This window comes from Paracoccus versutus (genome assembly GCF_029909795.1).
GTDB classification, from domain to species: domain Bacteria; phylum Pseudomonadota; class Alphaproteobacteria; order Rhodobacterales; family Rhodobacteraceae; genus Paracoccus; species Paracoccus versutus.
In genome coordinates this window covers 1,812,111-1,838,499 of sequence record NZ_CP038196.1, presented here as the reverse complement: position 1 = coordinate 1,838,499, position 26,389 = coordinate 1,812,111, and the positions used below count along the sequence as shown (strand labels likewise).

At 68.3% G+C, this 26,389-nt stretch carries 25 protein-coding genes and 1 tRNA gene; 12 read left to right on the top strand and 14 right to left on the bottom strand.

Annotation, left to right across the window (positions count from 1 at the left end; translation table 11 throughout):
• Nucleotides 1–33 precede the first annotated feature (33 nt).
• The gene (gene gltA / locus E3U25_RS09055; RefSeq protein ID WP_036756401.1) at nucleotides 34–1,326 is read right to left on the bottom strand and encodes a citrate synthase; all 1,293 of its coding nucleotides are present in this window, start codon (nucleotides 1,324–1,326) and stop codon (nucleotides 34–36) included.
• A 54-nt stretch (nucleotides 1,327–1,380) separates the two neighbouring features.
• Nucleotides 1,381–2,787 carry a glutamate--tRNA ligase gene (gltX, locus tag E3U25_RS09050; RefSeq protein ID WP_116220582.1) on the bottom strand — a complete coding sequence of 469 codons (1,407 nt, stop codon included), beginning with the start codon at nucleotides 2,785–2,787 and terminating at the stop codon, nucleotides 1,381–1,383.
• Between the two features lie 121 nt (nucleotides 2,788–2,908).
• Between gltX and E3U25_RS09045 the strand changes: the two genes are divergently transcribed.
• From E3U25_RS09045 to E3U25_RS09025, 5 genes are all read left to right on the top strand, one after another.
• Complete coding sequence (locus E3U25_RS09045; protein WP_244294851.1) at nucleotides 2,909–5,089, top strand: ComEC/Rec2 family competence protein; 2,181 nt, start codon at nucleotides 2,909–2,911, stop codon at nucleotides 5,087–5,089.
• 25 nt (nucleotides 5,090–5,114) lie between these two features.
• Nucleotides 5,115–5,684 carry a heme NO-binding domain-containing protein gene (locus tag E3U25_RS09040; protein WP_036756456.1) on the top strand — a complete coding sequence of 190 codons (570 nt, stop codon included), beginning with the start codon at nucleotides 5,115–5,117 and terminating at the stop codon, nucleotides 5,682–5,684.
• Nucleotides 5,685–5,692: 8 nt separating this feature from the next.
• Complete coding sequence (locus tag E3U25_RS09035; protein WP_036756457.1) at nucleotides 5,693–6,655, top strand: GGDEF domain-containing protein; 963 nt, start codon at nucleotides 5,693–5,695, stop codon at nucleotides 6,653–6,655.
• Between the two features lie 277 nt (nucleotides 6,656–6,932).
• Entirely contained in the window at nucleotides 6,933–7,760 is an 828-nt protein-coding gene (locus E3U25_RS09030; protein WP_243700233.1) for a hypothetical protein, read from the top strand.
• Nucleotides 7,761–8,272: 512 nt separating this feature from the next.
• The gene (locus E3U25_RS09025) at nucleotides 8,273–9,112 is read left to right on the top strand and encodes a helix-turn-helix transcriptional regulator (protein WP_244294855.1); all 840 of its coding nucleotides are present in this window, start codon (nucleotides 8,273–8,275) and stop codon (nucleotides 9,110–9,112) included.
• 246 nt (nucleotides 9,113–9,358) lie between these two features.
• On the opposite strand, the gene tsf is transcribed toward E3U25_RS09025, so the two are convergent.
• A complete protein-coding gene (tsf, locus tag E3U25_RS09020; RefSeq protein ID WP_036756409.1) occupies nucleotides 9,359–10,249 on the bottom strand; it encodes a translation elongation factor Ts in 891 nt (296 codons plus the stop codon).
• A 97-nt stretch (nucleotides 10,250–10,346) separates the two neighbouring features.
• Complete coding sequence (rpsB, locus tag E3U25_RS09015; RefSeq protein ID WP_116220584.1) at nucleotides 10,347–11,132, bottom strand: 30S ribosomal protein S2; 786 nt, start codon at nucleotides 11,130–11,132, stop codon at nucleotides 10,347–10,349.
• 320 nt (nucleotides 11,133–11,452) lie between these two features.
• Here rpsB and E3U25_RS09010 point away from each other — a divergent pair, with 320 nt between their 5' ends.
• Nucleotides 11,453–11,836, top strand: a complete 384-nt coding sequence (locus tag E3U25_RS09010) for a response regulator (protein ID WP_114538047.1) — start codon at nucleotides 11,453–11,455, stop codon at nucleotides 11,834–11,836.
• 501 nt (nucleotides 11,837–12,337) lie between these two features.
• Nucleotides 12,338–12,411, top strand: a tRNA-Thr gene (locus E3U25_RS09005).
• A gap of 345 nt (nucleotides 12,412–12,756) precedes the next feature.
• Here the strand turns inward: E3U25_RS09005 and E3U25_RS09000 are convergent.
• Complete coding sequence (locus E3U25_RS09000) at nucleotides 12,757–14,058, bottom strand: NCS2 family permease (RefSeq protein WP_116221655.1); 1,302 nt, start codon at nucleotides 14,056–14,058, stop codon at nucleotides 12,757–12,759.
• Between the two features lie 281 nt (nucleotides 14,059–14,339).
• Between E3U25_RS09000 and puuE the strand changes: the two genes are divergently transcribed.
• Both puuE and E3U25_RS08990 read left to right on the top strand, forming a co-directional pair.
• Entirely contained in the window at nucleotides 14,340–15,752 is a 1,413-nt protein-coding gene (gene puuE / locus E3U25_RS08995; RefSeq protein ID WP_116220585.1) for an allantoinase PuuE, read from the top strand.
• 87 nt (nucleotides 15,753–15,839) lie between these two features.
• Nucleotides 15,840–16,667, top strand: a complete 828-nt coding sequence (locus E3U25_RS08990; RefSeq protein WP_036756418.1) for a bifunctional allantoicase/(S)-ureidoglycine aminohydrolase — start codon at nucleotides 15,840–15,842, stop codon at nucleotides 16,665–16,667.
• 67 nt (nucleotides 16,668–16,734) lie between these two features.
• On the opposite strand, the gene alkB is transcribed toward E3U25_RS08990, so the two are convergent.
• The gene (gene alkB, locus E3U25_RS08985; protein WP_181180831.1) at nucleotides 16,735–17,367 is read right to left on the bottom strand and encodes a DNA oxidative demethylase AlkB; all 633 of its coding nucleotides are present in this window, start codon (nucleotides 17,365–17,367) and stop codon (nucleotides 16,735–16,737) included.
• Between the two features lie 91 nt (nucleotides 17,368–17,458).
• On the opposite strand from alkB, the gene E3U25_RS08980 reads away from it, so the two are divergent.
• Nucleotides 17,459–18,076 (top strand): DsbA family protein, encoded by a 618-nt coding sequence (locus E3U25_RS08980; RefSeq protein WP_116220587.1) that lies wholly within the window; start codon nucleotides 17,459–17,461, stop codon nucleotides 18,074–18,076.
• Between the two features lie 16 nt (nucleotides 18,077–18,092).
• On the opposite strand, the gene trpB is transcribed toward E3U25_RS08980, so the two are convergent.
• The 8 genes from trpB to E3U25_RS08940 all read right to left on the bottom strand — a co-directional run bounded on the left by trpB (nucleotide 18,093) and on the right by E3U25_RS08940 (nucleotide 24,903).
• On the bottom strand, nucleotides 18,093–19,325 hold the full coding sequence (gene trpB / locus E3U25_RS08975; RefSeq protein ID WP_116220588.1) for a tryptophan synthase subunit beta: 1,233 nt from the start codon (nucleotides 19,323–19,325) through the stop codon (nucleotides 18,093–18,095).
• Between the two features lie 51 nt (nucleotides 19,326–19,376).
• Nucleotides 19,377–19,826: a GNAT family N-acetyltransferase gene (locus tag E3U25_RS08970; protein WP_036756428.1), complete on the bottom strand. Its 450-nt coding sequence runs from the start codon at nucleotides 19,824–19,826 to the stop codon at nucleotides 19,377–19,379.
• On the bottom strand, nucleotides 19,823–20,470 hold the full coding sequence (locus E3U25_RS08965; RefSeq protein WP_116220589.1) for a phosphoribosylanthranilate isomerase: 648 nt from the start codon (nucleotides 20,468–20,470) through the stop codon (nucleotides 19,823–19,825). Before E3U25_RS08965 ends, E3U25_RS08970 begins: the two co-directional genes overlap by 4 nt.
• Before the next feature lie 4 nt (nucleotides 20,471–20,474).
• Nucleotides 20,475–20,876, bottom strand: a complete 402-nt coding sequence (locus E3U25_RS08960) for a LapA family protein (protein ID WP_116220590.1) — start codon at nucleotides 20,874–20,876, stop codon at nucleotides 20,475–20,477.
• Between the two features lie 38 nt (nucleotides 20,877–20,914).
• Nucleotides 20,915–21,202: an integration host factor subunit beta gene (ihfB, locus tag E3U25_RS08955; protein ID WP_011750022.1), complete on the bottom strand. Its 288-nt coding sequence runs from the start codon at nucleotides 21,200–21,202 to the stop codon at nucleotides 20,915–20,917.
• A 198-nt stretch (nucleotides 21,203–21,400) separates the two neighbouring features.
• The gene (rpsA, locus tag E3U25_RS08950) at nucleotides 21,401–23,080 is read right to left on the bottom strand and encodes a 30S ribosomal protein S1 (RefSeq protein ID WP_036756438.1); all 1,680 of its coding nucleotides are present in this window, start codon (nucleotides 23,078–23,080) and stop codon (nucleotides 21,401–21,403) included.
• 162 nt (nucleotides 23,081–23,242) lie between these two features.
• On the bottom strand, nucleotides 23,243–24,322 hold the full coding sequence (locus E3U25_RS08945) for an NAD(P)H-dependent flavin oxidoreductase (RefSeq protein WP_116220591.1): 1,080 nt from the start codon (nucleotides 24,320–24,322) through the stop codon (nucleotides 23,243–23,245).
• Nucleotides 24,319–24,903: a (d)CMP kinase gene (locus tag E3U25_RS08940; protein WP_114538056.1), complete on the bottom strand. Its 585-nt coding sequence runs from the start codon at nucleotides 24,901–24,903 to the stop codon at nucleotides 24,319–24,321. Before E3U25_RS08940 ends, E3U25_RS08945 begins: the two co-directional genes overlap by 4 nt.
• 629 nt (nucleotides 24,904–25,532) lie before the next feature.
• Between E3U25_RS08940 and E3U25_RS08930 the strand changes: the two genes are divergently transcribed.
• Both E3U25_RS08930 and E3U25_RS25040 read left to right on the top strand, forming a co-directional pair.
• The gene (locus E3U25_RS08930) at nucleotides 25,533–25,781 is read left to right on the top strand and encodes a GNAT family N-acetyltransferase (protein WP_425355720.1); all 249 of its coding nucleotides are present in this window, start codon (nucleotides 25,533–25,535) and stop codon (nucleotides 25,779–25,781) included.
• A 90-nt stretch (nucleotides 25,782–25,871) separates the two neighbouring features.
• On the top strand, nucleotides 25,872–26,333 hold the full coding sequence (locus E3U25_RS25040; protein ID WP_166435376.1) for a hydantoinase/oxoprolinase family protein: 462 nt from the start codon (nucleotides 25,872–25,874) through the stop codon (nucleotides 26,331–26,333).
• The last annotated feature ends 56 nt before the right edge of the window (nucleotides 26,334–26,389 follow it).

Below are 26,389 nucleotides of genomic sequence, written 5' to 3'. Positions count from 1 at the left end.
TCCGGGGCCGATCCTGGTCCTGGACGGTCGCGCTCAGCGGGCGTCCAGCGGCTTGTAATCGCGCCGCGGCGAGCCGACGTAAAGCTGGCGCGGGCGGCCGATCTTGTTCTGCGGGTCGGCGATCATCTCCTTCCACTGCGAGATCCAGCCGACGGTCCGCGACAGCGCGAAGATCGGGGTGAACATCGAGGTCGGGAAGCCCATCGCTTCCAGGATGATGCCCGAGTAGAAATCGACGTTCGGATAAAGCTTCTTCGAGACGAAATACTCGTCCTCCAGCGCGATCTTCTCAAGCTCCTTGGCAACTTGCAGCGTCGGGTTGTTGTGGACGCCCAGCAGGTCCAGCACCTCGTCGGCCGATTCCTTCATCACCTTGGCGCGCGGGTCGAAGTTCTTGTAGACGCGGTGGCCAAAGCCCATCAGCCGGAACGGGTCGTTCTTGTCCTTGGCGCGGGCGATGAATTCGGGGATGCGCTCGACCGAGCCGATCTCGCGCAGCATTTCCAGGCAGGCCTGGTTGGCGCCGCCATGCGCCGGGCCCCAGAGGCAGGCGATGCCGGCCGCGATGCAGGCAAAGGGGTTCGCCCCCGAGGAGCCGGCCAGGCGCACGGTCGAGGTCGAGGCGTTCTGCTCGTGATCGGCATGCAGCGTGAAGATGCGGTCCATGGCGCGGGCCAGGGCCGGATCGACGTTATAGGGCTCGGCCGGGACCGAGAAGCACATGTGCAGGAAGTTGCTGGCATAATCCAGCTCGTTCCGGGGATAGACGAAGGGCTGGCCCAGAGAATACTTGTAGGCCATGGCGGCGATGGTCGGCACCTTGGCGATCAGCCGGATCGAGGCGATCTCGCGCTGCACCGGGTCGTTGATGTCGATCGAATCGTGATAGAAGGCCGACATCGCCCCCACGACGCCCACCATGGTCGCCATCGGGTGGCTGTCGCGGCGGAAGCCGCGGAAGAAATAGTGCATCTGCTCGTGCACCATGGTGTGGCGGGTGATCCGGGTCTCGAAATCGACCAGTTGGTCGGGGGTCGGCAATTCGCCGTAAAGCAGCAGGTAGCAGACTTCCAGGTAATGCGACTGCGCGGCCAATTGCTCGATCGGATAGCCGCGATACCACAGCTCGCCCTTGTCCCCGTCGATATAGGTGATCGTCGAATCGCAGGACGCGGTCGAGGTAAAGCCGGGGTCATAGGTGAAAACGCCCGCCTCGCCATAGAGCTTGCGGATGTCGACCACATCCGGCCCCGCGGTCGGGGACAGGACCGCGAGGTCGTAGTCCTTGCCCGCCAGATGCAGTCTTGCGGCTTTTTCTTCTGCCATTCCCAGTTCCTTTCACCTGTCTCCGGCCCGCAGGCCGGGTGATGGGGGCGGGTCTCAGCCCGCTTGATCCTGCAGCCGGGCCACCGTTTCGTCGCGGCCAAGCGCCAACATCATGTCGAACACGCTGGGGGTGGAACTGCGCCCGGCCAGTGCCGCGCGAAGCGGCGCCGCGACCTTGCCCAGCCCCAGCCCGTGCGACTCGCCAATCCGCTTGGCTGCCGCTTCGAGTTCGTTGCGGTCCCAGCTAGCATTCTGCACCGCGGCAGTCAATTCAGTCAGTATACCACGGGATACAGTATCCAGCGCCGCCGCCGCCTTTTCCTCGACCGCGACCGGCCGGTCGATCAGCGCGAAATGCGCCTGGTCGAGCAGCGCGGGCAGGGTCCTGGCCTTGGCCTTCAGCGCCTCCAGCGCGGGAAGCAGCCGGGCGATCTGGCGTTCGGACAGCGGCGGTGCGCCGGTCGCGGCGCGGAAACGCGCGATTTCCTCCAGCAATTCGGCATCTCCCATCCGGGCGATATGCCAGCCGCTGACATGTTCCAGCTTCTTGAAGTCCAGCCGGGCCGGGGCCTTGCCGATGCCGTCCAGGTCGAACCAGGCCCTGGCCTGGGCGTCGTCGAACAGCTCGTCGTCGCCATGGCTCCAGCCCAGCCGCGCCAGGTAGTTGCGCATCGCTGCCGCCGGATAGCCCATGGCGGCATATTCGTGCAGGCCCACGGCGCCATGGCGCTTGGACAGCTTCTTGCCGTCCGGCCCGTGGATCAGCGGGATATGGGCAAAGACCGGGATGTCCCAGCCCATCGCCTGATAGATCTGGATCTGCCGCGCGGCATTGGTCAGGTGGTCGTCGCCCCGGATCACATGGGTCACGCCCATGTCGTGGTCGTCCACCACCACCGCCAGCATATAGGTGGGCGTCCCGTCCGAGCGCAGCAGCACCATGTCGTCCAGCTGCGCATTGCCGAAGGTCACGTCGCCCTGCACCGCATCGCGCACCACGGTTTCGCCGTCGCGCGGCGCCTTCAGCCGGATCGCATGGGGGCCGTCGGGCAGGCTGGCCGGATCGGCGTCGCGCCAGGGCGACAGGAACAGGGTCGAGCGCCCCTCGGCCTTGGCCTTTTCGCGAAAGGCCTCGATCTCCTCGGCGGTCGAGAAGCATTTGTAGGCGGTGCCGTTTTCCAGCATGGCGCGGGCGACCTCGGCATGGCGGGCGACGCCGGCGAACTGGCTGACCGGCTCGCCATCCCAGTCCAGGCCCAGCCAGCGCAGGCCCTGCAGGATCGCCTCGGTCGCCTCGGGGGTCGAGCGGGCGCGATCGGTATCCTCGATCCGCAGCAGGAACTTTCCGCCCCGCCCGCGGGCATAGAGCCAGTTGAACAGGGCCGTCCGCGCGCCCCCGATATGCAGGTAGCCGGTGGGCGAGGGCGCGAAGCGGGTCACGACGGGGCGGGAATCAGTCATCAGCGGTCCGGTCAGTTTCAGAAAACGGGGCCATCGGCCATGCCCGTTAATCCTTTCGAAAGGTCGGCATGCCAATCTTGGCGCCACAGATAAGCAAGTGCCACGGCAAGGACAAGTTTTGGTGACGGAATCGGTGAATGCTTTGCAAACGCGGCTGCCGGCCCTGGCGCCGCGCGGCGGGCGGCAGGCGGCGGCCGGGCTGCGGCCGTCGGTCGGCATTCGCGCGGGGCTGCTGCCCTGGATGCCCTTCTGGCTTGCGCTGGGCATCGGCGGCTGGTTCCTGCTGCCGCGGGAACCGGGGCCGGGCTTCCATGCCGGGCTGGTCCTGGCCGGGGTCGCCTGCCTGCTGCTGCCGACCGGGGCGATGCGGCTGGCCGGGTCCGGCAGGCTGGGCTGGGCCTGGGCGGACCGGCTGCGGCTGGCCGCCTTCGCAGCCTTGCTGGTGGTGCTGGGGGCGGGGCTCGCCGGGGTCCGGGCGCATCTGGTCGCCGCCCCGGTGCTGGATTTCCGCTATTACGGCCCGGTCGAGGGGCGGGTCGTGGGCATCGACCGCTCGTCGCGCGACCGGATGCGGCTGCTGCTCGACCAGGTCGGGCTGCACGAGGTCGCGCCCGGCCGCACGCCGGCGCGGGTGCGGATCTCGCTGATGGAGCCGCAGGAACTGCCGGTGCCCGGCCAGCGCGTGATGCTGACCGCGCATCTGGGTCCGCCCGCCGGCCCGTCCGAGCCGGGCGGCTTCGACTTCCGCCGCCTGGCCTGGTTCGAACGCCTGGGCGCGGTGGGCTATGCCCGCGCGCCGGTGATGACGGTCGAGCCGCCGGCCGATGGCGGAATGCTGGCGCTGCACCGTATCCGCATGTCGCTGTCCCAGGCCATGCAGGAGCGGATCGGCGGCCAGGCGGGGGCGGTCTCGGCCGCGCTGATGACCGGCGACCGTTCCGGCATCGCCGAGCAGACCAACCAGATCATGCGCGATTCGAATCTTTACCACATCGTGTCGATCTCGGGGCTGCACATGAGCATGCTGGCCGGCTTCGTCTATGCCGCGTTGCGGCTGGGCGGCGTGGCGGCGCAGGGGCTGGGCGGGGTGCGGGCGGTGCCGGTCCACAAGCTGGCGGCGGCGGGGGCGCTTGGCGCCTCGGCGCTGTATCTGTGGCTTTCGGGCGGCGGCGTCGCGACCGAGCGCGCCTTCATCATGGTGGCGGTGATGCTGCTTGCGATCATCGCCGACCGGCGCGCGGTGTCGCTGCGCACCGTCGCCGTCGCCGCCGGCATCGTGCTGGTGCTGAACCCCGAAGCGCTGACCGAGGCCGGCTTCCAGATGAGCTTTGCCGCCACGGTCGCGCTGATCCTGATGCAGGAGCCATGGGCAAGGCTGTCACCGCGGCTGCCCTGGTGGGCCCGGCCGGTCCTGATGCTGTTTCTGTCCTCCTTCGTGGCCGGCATGGTGACGGCCCCCATCGCCGCGGCGCATTTCGGGCGGATGACGCAATACGGCCTGCTGGCCAACATGCTGGTCGTGCCCGTCGTCGGCGCGCTGGTGATGCCGGGCGGGGTCTTCGCCGCGCTGCTGGCTCCGCTGGGCTTGGCGCAACCGGCCCTGTGGCTGATGGGGCTGGGAACCGGCTGGATGCTGGCGGTCGCGCAATGGATCTCGGACCTGGGCGGGGCGGTCACGCTGTTTCCCGTCGCGCCGCGCGCCGTCCTGCCGCTGATGGCCGTGGGCGCCATGCTGCTTTTGCCCGGTGCGCAGCCCGCGGGCGCGCGCGGTCCCCTGCCGCTTTTGCGCCGGGGCACGGGCATCGCCCTGTTGGCGGCGGCGGGGGTGCTGTGGCTGGGTGCGACACGCCCTGACATCCTGGTTTCGGCCCAGGGCGACGCGGTGGCGGTGCTGACCCCCGCGGGCAGGGTGCCTTCGAAGCCCGGCGGCGGCAGCTTCGCGGTAGAGAGCTGGCTCAAGGCCGATGGCGACGCCGCCGATCAGGCCGGTGCCGCGGCGCGCCCGCTGTGGCAGGGCCCGCCCGCGAATCGCTGGGCGGAACTCGACCGAGGCGGGATCCGGCTTCGCATCCGCCACCTGACCGGCAGGGCCACGCGCGAGGATGCCCGCGGCCAATGCCGCGAAGGCGGCATCCTGGTCGCGAACGCCGCCCTTTCCCCCAGCCCCGCCGCCCTGGGCGAATGCCTGGTTCTCGATCCGCCCTATCTGCGGAAACACGGCGCGGTGGCGATATTCCTGGAGCCTTCCGGCCCCAGATACGTTTCCGTCGACCGGCCGGGCATCCGCCGACTCTGGCACTGACGCAATCCGCATGGGGTCGAAGCAAATGCATGGTCTGGTCAATCGCTGTATCGAGGCGTTCCTGCGCAACACCTATGGCAGCGCGACCTGGCAGCAGGTCGCCGCCGAAGCCGATGTCCACCCCGACGGGTTCCTGACCTGGGAAAGCAGCCCGGACAGCATCACCCATGCCATCGTCCTCGCCTCGGCCCGGCGGCTCGACAAATCGGTGGGCGAGCTGCTCGAGGATGTCGGGGCATGGCTGAGCCGGCAGGAGCAGATCCGCCGGCTGTTGCGGTTCGGCGGCGCGAATTTCCAGGAATTCGTCGAATCGCTGCGTGAATTGCCGGGCCGCATCCACCTGGTGATCCCCGACCTGGAGTTTCCCGGATTCACGGTCCTGTCCGACGCGCCGGGACGCTACCGGATCATCGCCGAGCCGCACCAGCCGGGCCTGATGCGCGTCCTGGCCGGCATGCTGCGGGTGATGGCGGACGACTATGGCTCGCTTGCCGTCATTTCGGTCGTCCGGGACCGCATCGACATAGATGTCGTCCTGCCTGATTACTCCAGCAAGCGGGGCTTCGAGCTTTCCCCCAAGCGAGCGCAGATTTGAAAGACGCCGTGATAGACATTCGCACCCTGTCGGAGCTGATGCCGATGCATCTCATGGTGGATCGCGCCGGCGTGATGGTGTCGCGCGGCAAGACGCTTGCCAAGGTATTGGGCAGCGCGTCCCGCCTGGAGGACGCCTTCATTCCCGCCAACAACCTGGGCCACCGCATCCGTTTCGAGGAGCTGTTTCCCCAGCTTGGCTGCGGCAGGCGGGTCTTTTTGCAGCTGCGCGACCATGGCGGCGTTTCCCTGCGCGGGCATGGCGTGCATCTGTCGCCGGACATGGCCATGCTCAACCTGGGCTTCGGCATATATCTTTCCTCGGCAGTGCAGAAATTCGAATTGAACGATTCCGATTTTCCGCCGTCCGACCTGGCCATGGAATTCCTGTTCCTGCACGAGGCGAACCGCGCGGCGCTGCTGGAACTGTCGCGCGTCAACACCAGCCTGGAGGGCGCCCGCGAAAGCGCGCAGATCCTGTCGATCACCGATCCGCTGACCGGGCTGCTGAACAGGCGTGGCTTCGACGTCGTGTTTTCCAAGGCATTCGAGGCGCGCAACCGCAATCCCTTTGCGCTGGTCCACCTGGATCTCGACCATTTCAAGGAGGTCAACGACCGATTCGGCCATGCCGCCGGCGACCGCGTCCTGGTCACGGTGGCATCGGTCCTGGCCTCGGGGGTGCGTTCCGGCGACCGGGTCTGCCGCATCGGCGGGGACGAGTTCCTGATCCTGATCTTCTCCGACAGGCCGGAGGAGGATGCGATGAACGTCTGCACCCGGATGATCCACCAGATCATGGCCGCGAAAACCTATCCGTGCCGGATCACGGCCAGCATGGGCGTCGCGGTGTCCGGCAACAGGCGCATCACCCACCAGCACCAGCTGTTCGAGATGGCGGATGCGGCGCTTTACCAGGCGAAGTTGGCCGGCAAGGGCAGGGTGGTACTGTGGACCGATCCCGGCGGCTGATCCGCGCCTGGATGATCGGGGCGGATGATCGCGCTCCGGCCATGCCGCATGCCGCGCCTCAGCTGCGATCCGGTCCTGCTGTTCCGCGCCGCGGCGGCGCGTCGCAAGATGGCCGGGCATGGACGGTGGGCGCGGGGCGCGGGATCGGCACAGGCGTCGCTCAACCATGAGGTTTTCTGCGCGCGCATTGCTGGTTACTGTGCGCCCAAACGAGTCGGGGGTTGCGGGTATGCAGGTGGTCTTTCATTGCGGGGTTCACGGAACGGACCTCTATCGCATGGTCAAGACGCTGTTGCAGAACCGCGACTGGCTGCTGCGCAACGGGATCGAGCCCGTCACCCCGAACCGGCATGGCGAGATCTTCAACGAGGCGCTGAGCGCGCTGCGCGGTGGCCCCGCCACCAAGGCGATGGAGCAGGTGATGCTGGATGCGATCCTGGATTCGGACGATCCGCGCCGTATCATTTGCAGCACGCCCAGCTTTCTTGGCCGGGCGACGCGGGCCATCTCGCCCGAGGGGCTTTACGTCACCGCCGGCGAGAAGATGGCGGCGCTGGCCAACCTGTTTCCCAGCGCCGAGGTCGAGTTCTTCATCGCGCTGAAGAACCCGGCCACGCTGGTCCCGTTCGTCCTGTCGCAGGAGGGCAGCGGCAGCTATGCCGAGCTGATGGACGGCGTCGATCCCGAGGCGCTGCGCTGGGGGCCGGCGCTGCGGCGCATCCAGGCCGCGCTGCCGGGCCGGCGCCTGGTGGTCTGGTGCCACGAGGACACCTCGCTGATCTGGCCCGAGGTGGTGCGCCGCATCGCGACCATGCCCGCCGACGTGCCGCTCAAGGCCGGATTGCAGATCCTGGGCGACATCCTGCACCCGGACGGCATCCGCATGATCCGCGACGCGCTGGCGCAGGAAGAACGGCTGACCGTCGCAAGCCGCCGCCGCATCTTTGCCGCCGCCCTGGAGGCATATGGCCAGCCCGAGCAGATCGAGGTCGAGCTGAACCTGCCCGGCTGGACCCAGCAGATGGTCGATCGCATCACCGCCGCCTATGACGCCGACATGGCCGAGATCGCCGCCCTGCCCGGAATCGAATTCCTTACCCCCTGACCGGGCGGTTTCCCGGCTTGCGGAATGCGGCGGGCCGGTGCGAAAGCGCAAGATCGGCTGCAATTGCCGGCCGGGGAACCGGCACCGCGGCATGGCTGATTCTGCGGCAGCGGCGGGTTTTCATGAATGTCCCGGCGCGGGCTTCCAACGACACCGCGTCGACGAGTGGCCCGGATTCCCCCCGCCCTGGCACCGAGCCGCGCGATTTTCATGCAAAGGTGGAAATTTATTCAATCATGCAATCATGACGTGTCGCGAAAATGGCGCGATATGGCGAATCCTGCGGCAAAAATCGTGGTGATGGCGTGGCCATTTCATCGGCGGACGGAAGATTTTCCATGACGAACAACGGGTTTCACGGCCAGGGTTAATCATGTTGACCTTACGTAACCGTTCGGTTTGCGCGTGATGCATTGATCCTTTGCGGTTCTTGGCAATAATGTTTCAAAGCTATCCGTTATGGTGCAAATTTATTCTTAAATATTTTCGAAAGAGCTTGGTATAATATGGAAATGCTGAATGACATCGAAGTCATCCTGGGGGCCCGTTCGGCGCAAGAGGTCTGGCAGCATTACGTTGCGCGCCTGACCGAACTGGGTTTTCCCAACATTTCCTATCATGCGGTGCGGATCCTGGAGGCCTCGTGCGACCGGATGCTGGAGGACCGCGTCCTGCTGTCCAGTTACCCGCCGCGCCTGATGCAGGAGCTTGCCGCGCTGGACCTGCTTGAAAGCCTGCCGATGCACCGCTGGCTGACCCATAACAGGGGCAGCGAAAGCTGGGACTGGATGCGGCGGCTCCGCCTGGCCGGGCGGCTGACGCCGCAGGAAGAGCGCGCGGCCGATGCTTTCGCCCGCTACGGCCATGTCGCGGGCTATGCGGTCGGCATGGGCGACGATGTGGAGCGGGTGCGCGCTGGCGTGATCCTCGGCGGCGCGATCGGCATGCGGCAGGACCGGCTGGACGCGCTTTGGGCGCAGCACGGCCGGCTTGTCGAGGCGCTGAGCCGGCTGGCGCATCTGCGCATCTCGACCCTGCCCCATGCCGAGCAGGAATGCGTGCTGACCCTGCGCCAGCGCGAGGTGCTGGAATGCATCTCGGTCGGCCGCACCACCCAGGAAATCGCCGAGATCCTGGACGTCACGCCGGCCACGGTGGAAAAGCATCTGCGGCTGGCGCGCAAGGCGCTGGGGGCCAAGACCACGGCGCAGGCGATCCTGCTGGCCGCCAGCCGCAGGCAGATCTTCAACTCCACCGCCGAGCCGCATGGCCCCGGACAGGGCGGGCATCCCTCGCCCGCCCGAGACGGCGCGCCGGGGCTGTCGGCGCGCGACCAGATCTGCGCCGGCTGACGCATTGCGGCCGAGGCTGTGTGGAAACTCAGTCGAGCATGGTCGGGCACGGAACAATGTTCGCCTGCTGGCCTTGCAGAGAGACTTTGTTCTAAAGCGGGCCGCCGTGAATGTATTTCTAAGGAAACTGTTCTTCGTAAATTTTCAGAATTGGAGTTTTCACACAGCCTCGGCCCGATGCCGTCGCGGAATGCGAAACGCCGGCCCAAAAGGGGGCCGGCGTCCGTAATCCGGGTCTGGCGAGAATCAGGCGCCGGCGCGGGTCTTGGCGACCTCGGCGGCGAAATCCTCTTCCTTCTTCTCGATGCCTTCGCCGACCACGACGCGGGCATAGCCGGTCACTTCGACGCCGGCCTCTTGCGCGGCCTGGGCCACGGTCACGTCGGGGTTGATGACGAATTTCTGGCCCAGCAGGGTCACTTCCTCGAAGAACTTCTTCATCCGGCCTTCGATCATCTTCTCGATCACCGCCTCGGGCTTGCCCGATTCGCGGGCCTGCTCGGTCAGCACCGACTTCTCGCGCTCGACCAGCGAGGGGTCCAGGTCGGCTTCCGACAGCGAGGCCGGGTTGGTCGCCGCGATATGCATGGCGATCTGCTTGCCGATCTCCTGCGCCTTGGCGGCATCGCCCTTCAGCGCGACCAGCACGCCGATCTTGCCCATGCCCTCGGCAGCGGCGTTATGCACGTAAGAGACGATGGTGTCGCCTTCCAGCGCGTGCATCCGGCGCAGGGTCATGTTCTCGCCGATGCGGGCGATGGCGTCGGTCAGCACGTCCTCGACCGGGCGGCCGTTCAGATGCGTGGCCTTCAGCACCTCGACATCGGTGGCAGCGTCCAGCGCGACATTGGTGATCTCGCGCACGAGCTGCTGGAAATCGGCGTTCTTGGCGACGAAATCGGTTTCCGAGTTCAGTTCGACGGCGACCCCGCGGCCGGCGCGGACGGCGACGCCCACCAGGCCCTCGGCGGCGACGCGGCCCGATTTCTTGGCGGCCTTGGCCAGACCCTTGGTGCGCAGCCAGTCGACGGCGGCTTCCATGTCGCCATTGGTTTCGGTCAGCGCCTTCTTGGCGTCCATCATGCCCGCGCCGGTGGTTTCGCGCAGGTCTTTCACCATAGCAGCGGTGATAGCCATCGAGAGTCTCCTTGCTTTTCAATGCGTCAGGCGGGGTTTATCCCCGCCTGATGAATGTTCCGTAAACCTGTCGCGGCCCGCTTGGGACCGGCGCCGATCAGGCTTCGGCGGCTTCCTCAGCGGTCTCGCCGGCCAGCTCTTCCTCGACGCTGGCTTCCAGCGCGCCCAGGTCCACGCCGGCAGCGCCCATCTGCGCGGTCATGCCGTCCAGCGCGGCGCGGCTGATCAGGTCGCAGTAAAGCGCGATGGCGCGGGCGGCGTCGTCGTTGCCGGGGATGACATAGTCCACGCCCTTGGGCGAGCAGTTGGTGTCGACCACGGCGACCACCGGGATGCCCAGCTTCTTCGCCTCGGCGATGGCCAGGTCTTCCTTGTTCACGTCGATGACGAACAGCAGGTCGGGCAGGCCGCCCATCTCGCGGATGCCGCCCAGCGAGGCTTGCAGCTTGGCCTGCTCGCGCTCCATCTGCAGCCGTTCCTTCTTGGTCAGGCCCTCGGCGCCCGAACCCAGCGTCTCGTCAAGCGCCTTCAGGCGCTGGATCGACTGCGAGACGGTCTTCCAGTTGGTCAGCGTGCCGCCCAGCCAGCGGTGGTTCATGTAGAACTGTGCCGAACGCTCGGCCGCGTCGGCGACGGCTTTCTGCGCCTGGCGCTTGGTGCCGACGAACAGCACGCGGCCGCCCTTGGCGACGGTGTCGCGCACCACCTGCAGCGCCGCGTCCAGCATCGGCACGGTCTGGGTCAGGTCGACGATGTGGATGCCGTTGCGTTCACCATAGATGAACTCGGCCATGCGGGGGTTCCAGCGCTGGGTCTGGTGGCCGTAATGAACGCCAGCTTCAAGCAGCTGACGCATGGAGAATTCGGGAAGCGCCATGTCCATGTCCTTTCCGGTTTGCGCCTTGGCGGGGCTTTCAGGGGCTTGCCCCAACCGGTGGACCGTCGAAGGATGTCTCCCTCCGGGGCCCGACCCCGCCTGTGAAGTGCGCGCGAAATAGTCCTTTTCCGCCCGGAATGCAAGCCCCGGCGACAGGAAATGGGCCGGTTTCGCGGCAATTCGGGACAGATGGCCTTCCGCCCCGGCCGCGTCAACCGAAATTCAATCTTTCTGCGCGATCCTGCGCGAAACCGGCTGAATCGGAGGGGGCGGATGATCGCTGCGGAAGGAAAAGGACGGCCTGGCCCGGTCGCCTGGGGGCGGCGATGGCGCTGACGGTGCTGGTCCAGCATCCCCGCGGCGAATTGCGCGAAGCCGCCGTCGCTGCGTTGGAGGCGGCGGGGATGGCGGTGCAGCGATCCTGCGACGGCGCCGAGGGGCTGGCGCTGCTCAGGACCGCTTCCGTCGACGTGATCCTGACGGGGATCAACATGCGGCGGATCTGCGGTTTCGGCTTCATCGAGGCGGTGCGGCGCCAGGCCCGCCTGCGCGATATCCCGATCCTGGTCATGGCCGTTTCGGCCACGCCGCAGCTGAAGGCCCGCGCCCGCAATGCCGGGGCGGCGGGTTGGCTGCCCTATCCGCTCGACCCGGTGCGGCTGGTCGAGACGGTGCGCATGGTCGCCACCCCCGATGGCCGTCCCCCGTGACCGTGGCAAGGGCGCGCGGGCAAGCGGGGCAGCATCGGCCCTCGCCATGCGGCAGCGCGAACTGCCCCGCCCTCGGCTACGATGGTGGTGATTCCCCAAGGGCGAATGGCAAGTCAGCGACGCCTCGGGGCCATCCTTCCCAAGACCTGTCCCGCGGTAGAATGGATGCTGTCCCGGCCAGGCGAGGGTCGCCTTGCGTTCAGTAGCTGCCTATCGCAGGCTGTGCCCTGTGCCCTGTGCCCTGTGCCCTGTGCCCTGTGCCCTGTGCCCTGTGCCCTGTGCCCTGTGCCCTGTGCCCTGTGCCCTGCGGCATCGCGCGCCTGCGTCCCAGGCATTGGCCTCCCTCCGCGCCGCCTGGCCTTCGTCGAATCGGCGGGCAGGCACCGGGCGACAGACGGTCGGCTGCATCTGCACTCCTGGCTGTGCTGCGGCCTATCATCTTCCCGGCGCGGCGGACTCACTTGCCCGAAAGGCGCTGGTCGTTTAAACAGTCCGGGCGTCGCCCTCTTAGCTCAGCTGGCCAGAGCAACCGCCTTGTAAGCGGTAGGTCGTCCGTTCGAATCGGACAGGGGGCACGCGCAGCCGACGGCGACGAAAACCAAGCCAAGCCAAGCCGCGCCGGACGGGAAAATTCCCTGGCCGCTTTCCTCGCCCCGTTCACCCGACGCGACCAAGCCAAGCCATGCCGGGCCGCGGCAGCCGGCCTGCCGGGGATCCCGCGGAAACCCGGCCAGAAACGCAACGGCCGGATGCGCATCCCGCGCCCCGGCTTGCGATGGCCCGGCTTGCGATGCGCGATCACGCGGCCCAGGCAATGGCCTCCGGCCGGAATCCCGGCCGACCCGGCAAGTTCCATTCTTCCTTGTCCAAATATCCTCGGGGGGTCCGGGGGGCAGACAGACCCCCGGCCTTGGCGCAGATCACTCCATGAAGAAGGCAAACCGGATCACGAACAGCGCGGCGACGATCCAGGTCGCGGCATGCACCTCGCGCGCGCGGCCGGTCGCCAGCTTGATCGCGGCATAGCTCACGAAACCGAAGGCCAGGCCATTGGCGATGGAATAGGTGAAGGGCATCATCAGCGCCGTCAGCACGGCGGGCGCGCTTTCGGTGACGTCGCTCCACTGGATCTCCTCGAACTCGCGCACCATCAGGCAGGCGACGTAAAGCAGCGCCGGTCCGGTGGCATAGGCCGGGACCGAGCCTGCCAGCGGCGCAAAGAACACCGCCAGCAGGAACAGACCCGCCACGACCAGCGCGGTCAGCCCGGTGCGCCCGCCCGCCTGCACGCCCGAGGCGCTTTCGACATAGGCGGTGGTCGAGCTGGTGCCCAGCATCGAGCCGGCCAGGATCGCCGTCGAATCCGCCATCAGCGCCCGGCCCAGGTTCTTGTTGGTATGGGTCGGCCCCTCGGTCAGCAGGCCGGCGCGCTTGGCCACGCCGATCAGCGTGCCGGTGGCGTCGAAGACCTCGACCAGCACCATGACCAGGATCACGTGGAAGATGCCGACGGTCAGCGCCCCGGCGATGTCGAGTTGCATGAAGGTCGGCATGATCGAGGGCGGCATCGAGATCACCCCGGCAAAGGGGCTGGCGCCGATGGCGATCGAGACGACGGTGATGACCAGGATGCCGATCAGGATCGAGCCGCGCACCTTCAGCGCATCCAGCGCCGCGATGATGAAGAAGCCGGCGATGGCCAGCAGCGTGCCGGTCTGGGTCAGGTCGCCCAGGCCGACCAGCGTCGCCGGGTTGTCCACCACGATGCCCGAGTTCTTCAGCGCGATCAGCCCCAGGAACATGCCGATGCCGGCCGCGATGGCGCTGCGCATGGATGTGGGGATGCCCGCGATCAGCCAGCGCCGGATGCCCGTCACCGACAGGAACAGGAACACCAGGCCCGAGATGAACACCGCTCCCAGCGCCTGTTGCCAGGTGAACCCCAGCGCGCCGACCACGGTGAAGGCGAAAAAGGCGTTCAGCCCCATGCCGGGCGCCATGCCGATGGGCCAGTTGGCCCAAAGCGCCATGATCGCCGATCCCAGCGCCGCGGCCAGGCAGGTCGCGACGAAGACCGCGTTGCGATCCATGCCGGTCGAGGACAGGATCTCGGGGTTCACGAAGATGATGTAGGCCATCGTCAGGAAGGTGGTTATCCCCGCGATCACCTCGGTTCTGGCGCTGGTGCCATGGGCCGTCAGGCCGAAGCGCTTGTCGAGCACGGTTCCTTCCCCTGGACTGATGCTGGCGCCGCTGGCCGTCAGGCCGGATTGCTTGTCTGGCATGATTCCTCCCATTGGCGGTTTGCCCGCCATGCTGGCCAGATTATGCCCAGGCATCTTCAACGAGAATGCAGGGTCTGGCGACAGAGTTTCAACGGGACGTTAATAAACAGCCATTTTCAAGAAAAACTTGGCTCTGTTTATAGAAATTCTCGGGTTGCCTGCGGGGCCGGCAGGGTGATGAGTGCTAGTCAGCCAGAAATCAGGAAAGGAAGCAAGCGATGCGATACAGCCGCGACATGATCGGTTATGGCGAGCATACGCCCGATCCCAAATGGCCCGGCGATGCCCGGATCGCGGTGCAGATCGTCATCAACTACGAGGAAGGCGGCGAAAACAGCATCGAGCATGGCGACGCCGCCTCGGAAGCCTTCCTGTCCGAGATCATCGGCTGCCAGCCCTGGCCCGGCCAGCGCCACTGGAACATGGAATCGATCTATGACTATGGCGCGCGGGCGGGGTTCTGGCGGCTCCACCGGCTGCTCAGCGACGTGCCCGTGACCGTCTACGGCGTCGCGACCGCGCTGGAGCGCGCGCCCGAACAGGTCGCCGCCATGCAGGCCGCCGGCTGGGAGATCGCCACCCACGGCCTGAAATGGATCGACTACCGCGACATCCCGCGCGAGGTCGAGGCCGAGCATATCGCCCGCGCGGTCGAGCTGCACACCCGCGTCACCGGCGAGCGGCCGCGCGGCTTCTACCAGGGCCGCACCTCGATGAACACGGTGGCTCTGGGCTGCGAGGAGGGCGGATTCGAATACCTGGCCGACACCATCGCCGACGACCTGCCCTATTGGCATGTCCACGACGGCAAGCCGCAGCTGATGGTGCCCTATACGATGGACGCCAACGACATGCGCTTTTCCTCGGGCCAGGGCTTCGGCACCGGGGTCGAGTTCTTCGACTACCTGCGCGACAGCTTCGACGTGCTTTATGCCGAGGGAGAGGCCGGCGCGCCCAAGATGATGTCTATCGGCCTGCACTGCCGCCTCGCGGGCCGGCCGGGCCGGGCCATGGCGATCAAGCGCTTCCTCGACCATGCCCGCAGCCACGAGGGGGTCTGGTTCGCCACCCGGCTCGACATCGCGCGGCACTGGGCGCGGACGCATCCCTGGCAGCCCAGGCAGCGCCCCTCGCAGATGGACCGCGAGGCGTTCGTCGAGAAATTCGGCGGCATCTACGAGCATTCACCCTGGATCGCCGAGCGCGTCTGGGAGGGTGAGATGGGCGCGATCCACGACACCGCCGCCGGGCTTGCCGCGCGCATGGCGCAGGTCTTCCGCGCGGCCAGCGACGACGAGCGGCTGGGCGTGCTGCTGGCGCACCCGGACCTGGCCGGCAAGCTGGCCGCGGCCAAGCGCCTGACCGCCGACAGCACCGCCGAACAGGCCAGCGCCGGGCTCGACAGCCTGACCGATGCCGAGCGCGCCGAGTTCGACCGCCTGAACACGGCCTATGTGGAAAAGCACGGCTTCCCCTTCATCATCGCCGTGCGTGACCACGACAAGCCGGGGATCATGGCCGCCATGCGCCGGCGCCTCGACAACGACAGCGCGACCGAGCGCGCCGAGGCCGAGCGCCAGGTCAGCCGCATCGGCGCACTGCGCCTGCAGCAGATGCTGGGCGATGCCTGAGCCCCGGCCCCGCCCGCCGTTGGTCGCGGGCGGGGTTTGCCAGCCACGATCCGGGCCAGAGAGACCCCGGCGCAACGGAGACCTGACATGACCGCCAAGACCCCGACCTATGCCGGGCCTTTCGCCGGCCTGCCGCCGCAGACCGACCTGTCCACCGACACGGCCACCTTCACCGAGGCCTATGCCGTCATCCCCGCCAGCACGATGCGCGACATCGTCACCAGCTTCCTGCCGGGCTGGACGGGGATGCGGATGTGGATGATCGCCCGGCCGCTCTCGGGCTTTGCCGAGACCTTCAGCCAGTATATCGTCGAGCTGGCGCCGCAGGGCGGCTCGGACCGGCCCGAGGACGACGCGGGCGTGCAGGCCGCGATCTTCGTCACCGAGGGCGCGGTCACGCTGACCATCGACGGTAAGGCGCATGAACTGGTGCCCGGCGGCTTTGCCTATATCCCCGCCGGCATGGCCTGGTCGGTGCGCAATGGTGCCGAGACCTCGCGCTTCCACTGGTGGCGCAAGCGCTGGCAGGCGGTCGAGGGGCTGGAAAAGCCCGAGGTGATCGTCGCCAACGAGCGCGACATCGCCCCGATCCCGATGCCCGAGACCAATGACAGCTGGGCCACCACCCGCTTCATGGACCCGGCGGACATGCGCCACGACATGCATATCACCATCGTGACCTTCAAGCCGGGCGGCTCGATCCCCTTTGCCGAGACGCATGTGATGGAGCATGGGCTGTTCGTCATCGAGGGCAAGGCGGTCTATCGGCTGAACCGCGACTGGGTCGAGGTGGGCCCCGGCGATTTCATGTGGCTGCGCGCCTTTTGCCCGCAATGCTGCTATGCCGGCGGGCCGGGGAATTTCCGCTATCTGCTCTACAAGGACGTGAACCGGCACGCGCCGATCTGGAAGTAGGAGGGGGGCTCTGCCCCCAGCCGCTGCGCGGCTTCCCCCGGGGTATTTGGAAAACGGAGAAAGCCGGTCAGCGGGCGCGGCGGAAGGTCAGGTTGATGCGGGCGGCGCCGGTCAGCGGATGCTCGCCCGGCTTGAGCGTCAGGATGCCGTGCCAGTTCAGCCGCGCCGGACCGCCCCAGACCACCACGTCGCCGTGGGTCAGCGCGTGTTTCGCGACCGGGTCGCCGCGCCGGGGACCGCCGAACTGGAAGGTCGTGGGCAGGCCCAGCGAGACCGAGACGATGGGCGCGGCCATGTCGGCCTCGTCGCGGTCCTGGTGCAGGCCCATCTTGACCCCCGGCACGTAGCGGTTGACCAGGCAGGCATCGGGCCGGAAATCGGGGAAGCCCGCGCGCGCCGCGGCCTCTTGTGCCAACTGCCGGAAGCGCTGCGGCATCTCGGGCCAGGGCCGGCCGGTCAGCGGGTCCAGCGGCTCGTAGCGATAGCCGCGCCGGTCGCTGACCCAGCCGAGCGCGCCGCAATTCGTCATCTCGACGCCGATCATGCGCCCGCCGGGCGTCTGCATCTGCCGGAAGGGCGAGAGGCCGGCGATGCGCGCGACCTCTTCGACCATGGCTGGGCCGGGCGCGAAACCGCGCAGGATCATGGCGCCGGGGCCGAGGGGTTCGTCGCGGCGGGTTCCGAACAGGTCTGGTTCCATGCAGCCCTCCCACGGGATTGTCATGTGCTGCGGCTTGACCTGTGGCCATGGCGATGGCTTTCAGGTCGGGCCACAGGAAAGGATTCTTGCCATGCGCCGCCCCCTTGCCGCAATCGCCCTGACGCTGCTTTGCGTCCTGCCCCTGGCGCCGGTCGCGGCGCAGGACCGCAGCCCGGCCGAGGTCGCGGCGATCAAGCGGGCGGTGTTCGACGGTCCCGGCCTGCCGGTGATGGGCAATGCCGGGGGCGATGCGGTGCTGGTCGAGTTCTCGGACTACAATTGCGGCTTTTGCCGCAAGAGCGCGCCGGAGGTGGCGGCGCTGCTGCAATCGGATCCCGGCGTGAGGCTGGTGGTGCATGAGATCCCGATCTTCGGCGAGGGCTCGCGCTTTGCCGCCGAGGCGGCGCTGGCCGCCCAGCCGCAGGGCAAGTATCCCGAGTTCCACCGCGCGCTGATGGCGATGCGCGGCAAGGCCGAGAAGGCGTCGTTGCTGCGCGTCGCCCGCGAGGTCGGGCTGGACGTGGCGCGGCTGCAGCGCGACATGCAGGCGCCCGAGATCACCCGGCGGATCGAGGAATCGCTGGCGCTGGCCGACGAGATCGGGCTGGTCGGCACGCCCAGCTTCGTCGCCGGCGAGCGGGCGATCTTCGGCTATCTGGCCAAGGACGACCTGGCCGAGCTGGTGGCCGAGGCGCGCGCCGCGAAATAGCGCGCGCCTTTCGCGCTCAGGTGCGGATGTCGACGCCCAGGTGCTTGGCGACGGTGAAGATGTCCTTGTCGCCGCGGCCCGACAGGTTCACCACCATGATGTGGTCGCGCGGCAAGTCCGGCGCGATCTTGACGACATGGGCCAGCGCGTGGCTGGGTTCCAGCGCCGGGATGATGCCTTCGAGCCGGCAGAGGGTCTGGAAGGCCGCCAGCGCCTCGTCATCGGTCACGCTGACATATTCGGCCCGGCCCTGTTCCTTGAGCCAGGCATGTTCCGGGCCGATGCCGGGATAGTCGAGCCCGGCGCTGATCGAATGCCCTTCCAGGATCTGGCCCTCGTCGTCCTGCAGCAGATAGGTGCGGTTGCCGTGCAGCACGCCGGGGCGGCCGCCGGTCAGGCTGGCGCAATGCTGCATGCGCTCGTCCACGCCCTTGCCGCCGGCCTCGACGCCGATGATGCGGACCGAAGGATCGTCGAGGAAGGGGTGGAACAGCCCCATGGCGTTCGAGCCGCCGCCGATGGCCGCGACCACGCTGTCGGGCAGCCGCCCCTCGCCCTCCTGCTCGGCCAGTTGGCGGCGGGTCTCGCGGCCGATGATGCATTGGAAGTCGCGCACCATCGCGGGATAGGGATGCGGGCCGGCCACCGTGCCGATGCAGTAGAAGGTGTCGCGGACGTTCGTCACCCAGTCGCGCAGCGCGTCGTTCATCGCGTCCTTGAGCGTGCCGCGGCCCGAGGTGACGGGCACCACCTCGGCGCCCAGCAGCCGCATGCGGAAGACGTTCGGCGCCTGGCGCTCGACGTCATGCGCCCCCATGTAGACGATGCATTTCAGCCCGAAGCGGGCGCAGACCGTGGCCGTCGCCACGCCATGCTGGCCGGCGCCGGTCTCGGCGATGATGCGGGTCTTGCCCATGCGGCGCGCCAGCAGGATCTGGCCCAGCACGTTGTTGATCTTGTGGCTGCCGGTATGGTTCAGCTCTTCGCGCTTGAGGTAGATCTTCGCGCCGCCCAGCTCCTCGGTCAGGCGTGGGGCGAAATAGAGCGGGCTGGGGCGGCCCACGTAATGTTTCCAGAGATCGTCCATCTCGGCCCAGAAGGCGGGGTCGTCCTTGGCGCGGTCGTATTCCGCCTGGAGGTCGAGGATCAGCGGCATCAGCGTCTCGCTGACGAAGCGGCCGCCGAAGATGCCGAAGCGGCCCTGTTCGTCCGGGCCGGTCATGAAGCTGTTGATGAGGTCTTCGGCCATGGCTTTCCTCGCGCGCGGTCGGGTGGGTATTTGGGCAACAGAGAAGCCCCGTCAGAGGGATTTCTTATATCCGATATGGGAAGGGGTAAAGCCGAGCCTGTCGTAGAAGCGATGCGCCTCTGTGCGGCTGCGGTTGGTGGTGAATTGCAGGAGCGTGCAGCCGGCCGCGCGGGCGCGGGATTCGGCGTCGCGGATCAGCGCCGCGCCGATGCCCCGGCCGCGCAGGTCGGGGCGGACGCGCACGCCCTCGATCTGGGCGCGGCGGGCGGCGCGGAGCGACAGGCCGGAGATGACGGTGATCTGGTAGCAGGCGATCACCTCGCCGCCCAGCAGGCCGACGACCAGGTGGTTTGCGGCCTCGGCCTGCATGGCGTCCCAGGCGGCGAGATAGGGGGCGAGGTCGCCTGCCTCCCGCGCCTGGCCCAGCATGTCGTCGCGCAGGAGGGCCAGGACGGCGGCGACCTCGTCGCGCCGGGCCTCGCGGAAGGCGACGGCGGTCACAGGATCGGGGCCGTGGCGCGGGCGATGAAGCTGCGGATGCGCTGCGGATCCTTGATGCCCGGCGCGCTTTCGACCCCGGAGGAGACGTCGATGCCGGGGGCGCGGGTCAGGCGGATCGCCTCGGCCACGTTTTCGGGCGTCAGGCCGCCGGCCAGCAGCCAGGGCTTGAGGATCTGCCGCCCGGCCAGCAGCCGCCAGTCGAAGGCCAGGCCGTTGCCGCCGGGCAGGGGCGCGTCCTTGGGCGGTTTTGCGTCGATCAGCAGCATATCGGCCACCAGGCCGTAGTCCCAGAGCTGATCGAGATCCTGCGGATCGGCAATGCCCACCGCCTTCATCACCGGCAGGCCGCTGCGTGCCTTGACCTCGGCCACGCGGGCGGGCGTCTCGGCGCCGTGCAGCTGGATCAGGTCCAGGGGCACGCGGGCGAGGACCGCCTCCAGCGCCGCGTCGTCGGGATCGACGAAGAGCCCGACCTTGGCCACGCCCAGCGGCACCTGCGCGGCAAGCTCGGCCGCCGTCTCGGGCGTCACATGGCGGGGGGATTTCGGGAAGAAGACGAAGCCGACATAGCGCGCGCCGGCCTCGACGGCCGCGGCAAGGCCGGCGGCCTCGGTCAGGCCGCAGATCTTGACGGAGACGGCCATGGGATCAGCGCGGTGCCGGCAGGGTCGAGCCGGAGCCCGCCGGGACGGCCGGCTTGCGCCCCGATTCGTCCAGGATCGCCAGCACGTCGTCGCGCGGCGCGGCATGGGTGCGGCGCAGGTCGCCGACCTCGCGCTGCAGCTGCGCCAGGTCATGCGCGCGGCGGCTGGATTCGGCGCGCAGATGCGATTCGCGCAGCCATTCCCAGACCAGGCCGACCAGCACGCCGAAGACCATGGCCAGGAACAGCGCCACGAAGGCCGGCATGGTCAGCGACCAGCGCCCGCCGGCGAATTGCGCCAGCGCCTCGGGCACCAGGCTGACGGTGACGAGCTGGCGATTCGCCGCCGCCAGCAGCATCAGCACGATGGCCAGAATGACAAGGAAGAAGACCCGGATCGTGCGCATCGCCTGAACCCCGCAAAGATTGACGCCGGCAATCTGGCCTATTCGTCGAGGCCGTTCAACCGTTCGCGCAACAGCTTGCCGGTCTTGAAGAAGGGCACATGCTTTTCGTCCACGCTGACGGTCTCGCCGGTGCGGGGGTTGCGGCCCTGGCGCGCGTCGCGCTTTTTCACCGAGAAGGCGCCGAAGCCGCGCAGTTCCACCCGGTCGCCGCGCGCCATGGCGTCGATGATCTCTTCGAAAACGGTGTTCACGATCCGCTCGACATCGCGCTGGAACAGATGCGGGTTTTCCTCGGAGATTTTCTGGATCAGTTCGGATCGGATCATTGCGGTTCCTGAATCTGGTGTTCCAACAATTCCTGTCGCGCGATCATAGGGCTGGCGGCGCGGCATTCAACGACAGAACGCATGGCCGGCGGTTTGGTTGCCGCGCTTTTCAAGCCTTTATGGTTCAATCGGCGGAACTGCGCAACGAAAAGCGCCCCCGGCCGGAACCGGGGGCGCGAAGTTCAGCCGATCGCTGGCTCAGCCGCGGCCCTTGAGCGCGGCGCCCAGGATGTCGCCCAGCGAGGCGCCCGAATCCGAGCTGCCATACTGTTCCACGGCTTCCTTTTCCTCGGCGATCTCGCGCGCCTTGATCGACAGGCCCAGGCGGCGGGTCTTGGTGTCGATGTTGGTCACGCGGACGTCGACATGGTCGCCGACCTGGAAGCGCTCGGGGCGCTGGTCCTGGCGGTCGCGGGCCAGGTCGGAACGGCGGATGAAGCTCTTCATGCCGTTGTATTCGACCTCGATGCCGCCATCCTCGATCGCCGTCACGGTGACGGTGATGACCGAGCCGCGCTTGACGCCCTCGACGGCCTCGGCCATCGCGTCGTTTTCAAGCGCCTTGATCGACAGCGAGATGCGCTCCTTGTCGATGTCGACTTCCTGGACGACGGCTTTCACCACATCGCCCTTGCGGAAGTCCTGGATGGCTTCCTCGCCGCGGGTATCCCAGCTGATGTCCGACAGGTGGACCATGCCGTCGATGTCGCCTTCCAGGCCGACGAACAGACCGAATTCGGTGATGTTCTTGACTTCGCCCTCGATGACGGTGCCGACGGGATGGGTCTCGGCAAAGACTTCCCACGGGTTGCGCATGGTCTGTTTCAGACCCAGCGACACGCGGCGCTTGGCCTCGTCGATCTCCAGCACCATGACGTCGACTTCCTGCGAGGTCGAGACGATCTTGCCGGGGTGGACGTTCTTCTTGGTCCAGCTCATTTCCGAGACGTGGACCAGGCCCTCGACGCCGGCTTCCAGCTCCACGAAGGCGCCGTAGTCGGTGATGTTGGTCACGCGGCCGGTATGGACCGAGCCGATCGGGAACTTGTCGGCCACGGTATCCCACGGGTCGGCCTGAAGCTGCTTCATGCCCAGGCTGATGCGGTGGGTGTCCTTGTTGATCTTGACGACCTGGACCTTGACGGTCTCGCCGATCGACAGGATCTCGGACGGGTGGTTGACGCGGCGCCAGGCCATGTCGGTGACGTGCAGCAGGCCGTCAACACCGCCCAGATCGACGAAGGCGCCGTATTCGGTGATGTTCTTGACCACGCCCTCGACGGTCTGGCCTTCCGACAGGTTGGCGATGACCTCGGCGCGCTGCTCGGCGCGGCTCTCTTCCAGGATGGCGCGGCGCGACACGACGATATTGCCGCGGCGGCGATCCATCTTGAGGATCTGGAAGGGCTGCTTCAGGCCCATCAGCGGGCCGGCGTCGCGCACGGGGCGCACATCGACCTGCGAACCGGGCAGGAAGGCCACGGCGCCGCCCAGGTCGACGGTGAAGCCGCCCTTGACGCGGCCGAAGATGGCGCCTTCGACGCGCTCTTCCGCGGCATAGGCTTTCTCCAGGCGGTCCCAGGCCTCTTCGCGGCGGGCTTTCTCGCGCGAGATCGAGGCTTCGCCGCGGGCGTTCTCGACGCGGTCGAGATAGACCTCGACCTCATCGCCGACCGCGATGGCGGGGGCTTCGCCGGGGTTGGCGAATTCTTTCAGATCGACGCGGCCTTCCATCTTGTAGCCGACGTCGATGATGGCCTGGCCCGCCTCGATGGCGATGACCTTGCCCTTGACGACCGAGCCCTCTTCGGGCGTGTCGATGGCGAGGCTTTCGTTCAGGAGGGCCTCGAATTCCTCCATGGTCGCTTTAGCGCACATATAGATCCAGTTTCCTTTTCGATCATTGCTGGCCATGCGGTTGGCTCCGCCGGTCTCTTTGTAGATGCCGGGATAAGCGCAAAGGGTCGCGGCATGCGCCCGACCCTGTTGAAGCGGCCTGTTCTGGCCCCATCGCTTACCTTGACGGGCGGGATATAGCGCTCATCGGCCGTCCTGGCAAGCGCCGAGGCCCGGCAGATGCGCGCAAATCTCGCGCCCCAGCAGCGCCAGCAGGTCCGCGGCGGGCATCGGCCGGGCGCGCGGCGCCTGGGTTCCCGCCCATTGCGCCGCGTAGTCCGAACCCCCCGCCGCCGCATGAAGCCGCTTGGCCGCGTCGTAGGTGATGGGGTAATCCGGCAGCGGCGGGGCCTCGGGTGCCTCGCCAAGCGCGGTCAGCCGGTTGGCAAGCCCGCGCGCCGGACGGCCCGAAATGGCGCGGGTCATCACCGCATCGCCCGGCTGCGCCGCGGCCAGCCGGCTGCGATAGGCCTCATTGGCCGCCGATTCCGGGCAGGCGACGAAGGCGGTGCCCATCTGCACCGCCGCCGCCCCGGCGGCAAGGTGGCGCGCCGCATCGGCGCCGTCCATGATGCCCCCGGCCGCGATCACCGGCAGGCCCAGGTCCAGCAGCTCGGCCAGCAGCGCCGCGGTCGGCAGGCATTCGTCGGGGCCGTCGGGGTCGAAGATGCCGCGATGGCCGCCGGCCTCGTGGCCCTGGGCCACGATCAGGTCCAGCCCCGCGTCGCGGATCGCCCGCGCCTCGGCCCGCGAGGTCGCGGTCGCGGCCAGGGCCGCGCCCATGTCGCGCAGCGCGGCGATGTGTCCGGCGGGCGGCAGGCCGAAGTGAAAGCTGACCAGCGCCGGCCGCGCCGCCAGCACCGCGCGCAGCATGTCGTCATCGGCGACGAAGCTGCGATAGACCTCTGTGATGCGGGCCGGAGGCTCGACCCCGGCGCGGCGGAACTCGGGCGCCAGATAGTCGAGCCAGACCTTTTCGCGCGCGGCATCGGCCTGGGCGGGACGGTGGCAGAACAGGTTGACGCCATAGCGGTCCGAGCCCAGCCGCGCCCGCGTCTCGGCCATCATCGCGGCGGCCTGCGCGGCATTGGCGGCGCCCAGCCCCAGCGAGCCGAGCCCCCCGGCCAGGCTGACCTCGGCGGCAAGATGCGGCGTGGCGGTGCCGGCCATCGGCGCCTGGATCACCGGCACGCGCAGGTCGGTCAGCTGGAAACGCGGGCTCATGCGCCGGCCTCCCTGGCGCAGGCGATGGCCCGGGCCACGGCCTCGTCGATGGTCATTTCGCTGGTATCCAGCAGCAGCGCGTCATCGGCCGGCCGCATCGGCGCCACGGCGCGGGCGGCGTCGCGGGCGTCGCGCTCGCGCAGCTCGGCCAGGATCCGGGCCTCGTCGGCGCCCAGTTCCAGCGCACGGCGGCGGGCGCGGATCTCGTCGCTGGCGGTGACGTAGAGCTTCAGCTCGGCCTCGGGGCAGATCACCGTGCCGATGTCGCGCCCGTCCAGCACCGCGCCGGGCTGGCTGCGGGCGAAGCGGCGCTGGAACTCGACCAGCGCGGCGCGCACCTCGGGGATCGCGGCGACGCGGCTGGCGGCCTGCCCGGCCTCGGCGCTGCGCAGGTCGGGGCGGGCCAGATCCTCGGGGGCCAGCCCGCGGGCCGCGGCGATCGGATCGCCGCCCTTGGCGCCGACGGCGCGATAAAGCAGGCCGGTGTCGAGATGGGCAAAGCCGAAATGCCGGGCAAGCGCCCGCGCGATGGTGCCCTTGCCCGATGCAGCGGGTCCGTCGATGGCGATGGTGAAGGGCATGGGGCCTCGGGCTTTGGGGGGAGGGGCGCCCCCGGCATCGCCCGCATCGGGCCATGTGCCGGCCGGCCCGTCTTGGATCCGGGCTGCGACCTTGCAAGGGCCGCCAGGGCATCCGCCGGACGACCGCCCGTCCGCGTCTGGATCGTGCCGCCGGCTGCAGGCGTTGCACCCGGCGCCGTCCTGCGTTGCCTGCTGTCCGCGGCTTTGTCAATATCCGGGCCCGGCAAGGGCGTTGCCGGTCCAGCCCCCGCGCCGCGGCTCGCGCGGATCCCGGCCATGGCGACGGCTGGGCTGGGCGGGACATTTCCTCTGCCAGGCCCCGCAGCATTCGGCGGCAGGCGTCAAGCTCTGCGACCGGGATGAACGCGTCCGCGCGGTGCGCGCGGGCGATGCTGCCGGGCCCGCAGATGATCGCAGGGATGCCGGCCGCGTGGAACAGCCCCGCCTCGGTCCCGTAGCTGACCGAGCCCAGCGGCTCCTGCCCGGTCAGCCGCGCCAGCAGGCGGGACGGGTCGTCGCCTTGGGGCGGCGGCAGGGCGGGATAGCTGGAAAGCTCGGCAGAGCGGCACCGGCTTGAACGCGCCCTGGCCGGGTCGCTGCCGATGGCGGTGATCGCGCCGGAGGGGACGATGACGGGCTTTGCGCGGCTGGTGACGGATTACACCGTCTTCTCCTATCTGCGCGACGTCTTCGTGCTGCCCGACCACCGCGGCCGCGGGCGGGCCGGCTGGCTGGCGCGGGCGATCCGCACCCACCCCGGGCTTGCCGGGGTCCAGACCTGGATGCTGGCCACGCGCGACGCCCATGCGGTCCATGAAAGGGCCGGATTCCGCCCGGTGCCGCATCCCGAATGCTACATGTCGGTGCCGAAACCATAACCCATGGCCATGCATGCCATGCCAGATCGAATTGACCCGGCCTGCCTTTGCCGTGGCAGGCTGCCGCGAAACGGCAAAAGGAAGTGGGCAATGGGCTATCGCATCGGGGTGGATGTCGGCGGCGGCGCGGGCGGCGGGCATCGTCCTGGCCTTCCTGCATGCCTGCCGCAACCCGGAAAACGAGCGCGCCGTCGCCGCATGCTTGCCGAGACGGCGCCCGAGAGGCCCGTTGCCCCCTCATCGGGCACCTGGCCGGTCCGCGGGTATGAGCGCACGATAACGGCGGTGATCTCGGACTATGTGCAGCCGCGCGTGGCGCATTGCCATGACCGCTTCGAGGCGGCGCTGGCCGGCAAGAGCGTTGCCGTTCCCGCCCATATCACCAAGTCGAACGGCGGCGTCAGGGGCATCGGCCAGGCGCGGGTCGAGCCCGTGCAGATGATCCTGTCGGGCACCGCCTCGGGGGTGATCGGCGCGGGCTGGCTGGGGAATGCGGCCTTCCGCGCGTCCCCAGCCTCGACATCGCAGACACCTCGGCGGATGTGGCGGTGATCTGGGACGGCCAGCCGCAATATGGCACGGGCGAGCTGATCGGCGACTTCCAGATC

Excerpts from the sequence above, each read along its gene's own strand:
- E3U25_RS08940 (WP_114538056.1), bottom strand. The coding sequence starts at position 24,903 with ATGCCCTTCACCATCGCCATCGACGGACCCGCTGCATCGGGCAAGGGC.
- E3U25_RS08965 (WP_116220589.1), bottom strand. The coding sequence starts at position 20,470 with ATGGCCGTCTCCGTCAAGATCTGCGGCCTGACCGAGGCCGCCGGCCTT.
- E3U25_RS09010 (WP_114538047.1), top strand. The coding sequence starts at position 11,453 with ATGGCGCTGACGGTGCTGGTCCAGCATCCCCGCGGCGAATTGCGCGAA.
- rpsA (WP_036756438.1), bottom strand. The coding sequence starts at position 23,080 with ATGTGCGCTAAAGCGACCATGGAGGAATTCGAGGCCCTCCTGAACGAA.
- E3U25_RS09030 (WP_243700233.1), top strand. The coding sequence starts at position 6,933 with ATGGTCAAGACGCTGTTGCAGAACCGCGACTGGCTGCTGCGCAACGGG.
- E3U25_RS08930 (WP_425355720.1), top strand. The coding sequence starts at position 25,533 with ATGACGGGCTTTGCGCGGCTGGTGACGGATTACACCGTCTTCTCCTAT.
- rpsB (WP_116220584.1), bottom strand. The coding sequence starts at position 11,132 with ATGGACATGGCGCTTCCCGAATTCTCCATGCGTCAGCTGCTTGAAGCT.
- E3U25_RS08945 (WP_116220591.1), bottom strand. The coding sequence starts at position 24,322 with ATGAGCCCGCGTTTCCAGCTGACCGACCTGCGCGTGCCGGTGATCCAG.
- E3U25_RS25040 (WP_166435376.1), top strand. The coding sequence starts at position 25,872 with ATGGGCTATCGCATCGGGGTGGATGTCGGCGGCGGCGCGGGCGGCGGG.
- ihfB (WP_011750022.1), bottom strand. The coding sequence starts at position 21,202 with ATGATCCGATCCGAACTGATCCAGAAAATCTCCGAGGAAAACCCGCAT.
- gltA (WP_036756401.1), bottom strand. The coding sequence starts at position 1,326 with ATGGCAGAAGAAAAAGCCGCAAGACTGCATCTGGCGGGCAAGGACTAC.
- E3U25_RS09040 (WP_036756456.1), top strand. The coding sequence starts at position 5,115 with ATGCATGGTCTGGTCAATCGCTGTATCGAGGCGTTCCTGCGCAACACC.
- gltX (WP_116220582.1), bottom strand. The coding sequence starts at position 2,787 with ATGACTGATTCCCGCCCCGTCGTGACCCGCTTCGCGCCCTCGCCCACC.
- E3U25_RS08960 (WP_116220590.1), bottom strand. The coding sequence starts at position 20,876 with ATGCGCACGATCCGGGTCTTCTTCCTTGTCATTCTGGCCATCGTGCTG.
- E3U25_RS08980 (WP_116220587.1), top strand. The coding sequence starts at position 17,459 with ATGCGCCGCCCCCTTGCCGCAATCGCCCTGACGCTGCTTTGCGTCCTG.
- E3U25_RS08990 (WP_036756418.1), top strand. The coding sequence starts at position 15,840 with ATGACCGCCAAGACCCCGACCTATGCCGGGCCTTTCGCCGGCCTGCCG.
- tsf (WP_036756409.1), bottom strand. The coding sequence starts at position 10,249 with ATGGCTATCACCGCTGCTATGGTGAAAGACCTGCGCGAAACCACCGGC.
- puuE (WP_116220585.1), top strand. The coding sequence starts at position 14,340 with ATGCGATACAGCCGCGACATGATCGGTTATGGCGAGCATACGCCCGAT.
- alkB (WP_181180831.1), bottom strand. The coding sequence starts at position 17,367 with ATGGAACCAGACCTGTTCGGAACCCGCCGCGACGAACCCCTCGGCCCC.
- E3U25_RS09025 (WP_244294855.1), top strand. The coding sequence starts at position 8,273 with ATGCTGAATGACATCGAAGTCATCCTGGGGGCCCGTTCGGCGCAAGAG.
- trpB (WP_116220588.1), bottom strand. The coding sequence starts at position 19,325 with ATGGCCGAAGACCTCATCAACAGCTTCATGACCGGCCCGGACGAACAG.